The organism is Stenotrophomonas sp. P5_A8, assembly GCF_056400545.1.
In genome coordinates this window covers 1-2,719 of sequence record NZ_JBFULB010000431.1, presented here as the reverse complement: position 1 = coordinate 2,719, position 2,719 = coordinate 1, and the positions used below count along the sequence as shown (strand labels likewise).

3 protein-coding genes are annotated in these 2,719 nt (G+C 65.8%); 1 reads left to right on the top strand and 2 read right to left on the bottom strand.

Features of this window, described 5'->3' with window-relative positions; translation table 11 throughout:
* The coding region (locus AC1DQP_RS19170; RefSeq protein ID WP_478052269.1) for an alpha/beta fold hydrolase at positions 1–781 on the bottom strand (781 nt) is incomplete at its 3' end.
* 177 nt (positions 782–958) lie between these two features.
* Positions 959–2,341 carry an L-serine ammonia-lyase gene (locus AC1DQP_RS19165; protein WP_256775811.1) on the bottom strand — a complete coding sequence of 461 codons (1,383 nt, stop codon included), beginning with the start codon at positions 2,339–2,341 and terminating at the stop codon, positions 959–961.
* 97 nt (positions 2,342–2,438) lie between these two features.
* On the opposite strand from AC1DQP_RS19165, the gene AC1DQP_RS19160 reads away from it, so the two are divergent.
* Positions 2,439–2,666: a glutaredoxin family protein gene (locus tag AC1DQP_RS19160; RefSeq protein ID WP_256775810.1), complete on the top strand. Its 228-nt coding sequence runs from the start codon at positions 2,439–2,441 to the stop codon at positions 2,664–2,666.
* The last annotated feature ends 53 nt before the right edge of the window (positions 2,667–2,719 follow it).

Below are 2,719 nucleotides of genomic sequence, written 5' to 3'. Positions count from 1 at the left end.
ACGTGGTCGGCACGGTGATCCGCGGCAGCTCGTAGACCACCGGCTGGTTGAACACCATGTCCGAGGTCAGCGCCTGGCTCCAGGCCACCGCCTGCTTCCCCGGGCCGTCGTACATGCGTGACTGCATGCTTACCCAGTGCGCGTACCCGGGCTTCCACTGGCCGTTGTAATACACCTCCAGCTGGTACTTTTTGATGCTGTCGAAACTGGTCTTCAACTCGCCGGCATACCACGCATCCACGCTGCGCCAGGGCACGCCCKTGGCCTTCCAGTCTTCCAGCCCGATGGGATTGACCAGCGCCAGGTGCCGCAGCTGATGCGGATACATCAGCGCATAGCGCGCGGCGAGCATGCCACCCATCGAATGGCCGACGAGGTCGACCTGGGCCGCGTCGAGCCCAAGATGGGCGAGCAGGGCGTGGGTATTGGCGGCCAGCTGGCCGAACGAATACTGGTAGCGCTCGGGCTTGCTGGATTTGCAGAAGCCGATCTGGTCCGGTGCGATCACCCGGTAACCGGCGGCGCTCAGCGCCTGGATGGTGTCCTGCCAAGTGGCTGCGCAGAAGTTCTTGCCGTGCAGCAGTACGACCGTGCCGGCGAAGGCCTTGCCGGCCGGCGGGACATCGAGGTAGGCCATCTCCAGTGGTTGTCGCTGTGCGTCGAACTGGAAGATCTTCACCGGGTAGGGGTACTCGAAGCCTTCCAGCCGTGGGCCATAGGTGTCGGCGGCGAGTGAAGTCAGGGGCAGGCAGGCGAGCAGGGCGGCGGCCAGGATGCGCATGGCGGTCTCCGGAAGGGGAAGCCCGACTTTACTGGAGGCACCGCGATGATGCTGTTGCGCAGAGCCGACCGATGGTCGGCTGCATTTCCACACCGCGTAGAGCCGACCGTTGGTCGGCTGCATTTTCCCGCGATGGTGGACAAGCCGACCAACGGTCGGCTCTACCGGGGCGATCGATCAGCACTCGATGACGTTGACCGCCAAGCCGCCGCGGCTGGTTTCCTTGTACTTGTCCTGCATGTCGCGCCCGGTGTCGCGCATGGTCTTGATGACCTTGTCCAGCGATACCTTGTGTTTGCCGTCGCCGCGCATGGCCATGCGCGAGGCGTTGATCGCCTTGACCGCGCCCATCGCGTTGCGTTCGATGCACGGGATCTGCACCAGCCCGCCGATCGGGTCGCAGGTCAGACCAAGGTTGTGTTCCATGCCGATCTCGGCGGCGTTCTCGATCTGGCTGGGGCTGCCGCCGAGTGCGGCAACCAGGCCACCGGCGGCCATCGAGCAGGCCACGCCCACTTCGCCCTGGCAACCGACTTCGGCACCGGAAATGGAGGCGTTTTCCTTGTACAGGATGCCGATCGCCGCCGAGGTCAGCAGGAAATCGAACACGCGCTGTTCGTTGGCGCCCGGGCAGAAGCGGTCGAAGTAATGCAGGACCGCGGGCAGCACGCCGGCCGCGCCATTGGTCGGCGCGGTGACCACGCGGCCACCGGCGGCGTTTTCTTCATTGACTGCCAGCGCGTACAGGTTGACCCAGTCCAACGTGGTCAGCGGATCGCGCATGGCTGCTTCGGGCTTGGACGACAGCTCGCGGTACAGCGCCGGGGCGCGGCGGGAGACATGCAGGCCGCCGGGCAGGGTACCCTCCTGGCGGATGCCGCGCGCCACGCACGCCTGCATCGCACCCCAGATCTCGCGCAGCTGCTCGCGGATCTCGTCTTCGCTGCGCCAGCTTTTTTCGTTCTCGAACATCATCTGGGCGATGCTCAACCCACTGCGCGCGGTCTGCGCGAGCAGTTCGTCGCCGCTCTTGAACGGATACGGCAACGGCGTTTCATCAGGCACGATGCGATCATCGGCCGCGTCGTCCTGGTTGACCACGAAGCCGCCACCGACGGAGTAGTAATCGCGGGTGGCGATCACCTGCTCGTCCGCGTCATAGGCGGTGAAGCGCATGCCGTTGGTGTGGTAGGGCAGCTTCTGCCGCTTGTTCAGGCCCAGGTCGCGCTTCTCGTCGAAGGCGATCTCATGGGTGCCCATCAACTGGATCCGCTTGCTGCTACGGATGCGTTCGAGGGTTGCCGGGATGATATCCGGGTCGATCAGGTTCGGGCGCTGCCCCTCCAGCCCGAGCAGGACCGCCTTGTCGGTGCCATGGCCGCGCCCGGTCAGGGCCAGCGAGCCGTACACGTCGGCGCGGATGCGCACCACGTCCTGCAGGCGGCCCGGATCCAGCAACCAGCGGTGCACGAAGCGTTCGGCGGCCTTCATCGGTCCCACGGTGTGCGAGGAGCTCGGGCCAATGCCGATCTTGAAAACGTCGAACGTGCTGACAGCCATGATTGCCAAACTGCGGGTATCGGATGGAGCGCTATTCTATGCGCTTCGCGCCGCCGGCTCTGGCTGCGGCGCAACATTTTCCAAGGCGGGTGGGCCGGTGTTTACCTTGTTCCAGCGTGATGACTGCCAGTTGTGCGACCAGGCCCTGGCGGTGCTGGCCCAGGCCCGGGTATCGGGCCTGGACAGTGTGTTCATCGACGATGACGCGGCGCTGGAGGCCCGCTACGGCCTGCGCGTGCCGGTGCTGCGCGATGCGCAGGGGCGGGAGCTGGACTGGCCGTTCGATGTGGCGGCGGTGCAGGTCTGGATCAGCGGGCAAGCGTAGAGCCGACCGTTGGTCGGCTGCCCTGGCTCCTGGCGCCGTCAGGGCAGCCAAGG

Coding starts and splice junctions, on each gene's coding strand:
- AC1DQP_RS19165 (WP_256775811.1), bottom strand. CDS start 2,341: ATGGCTGTCAGCACGTTCGACGTTTTCAAGATCGGCATTGGCCCGAGC.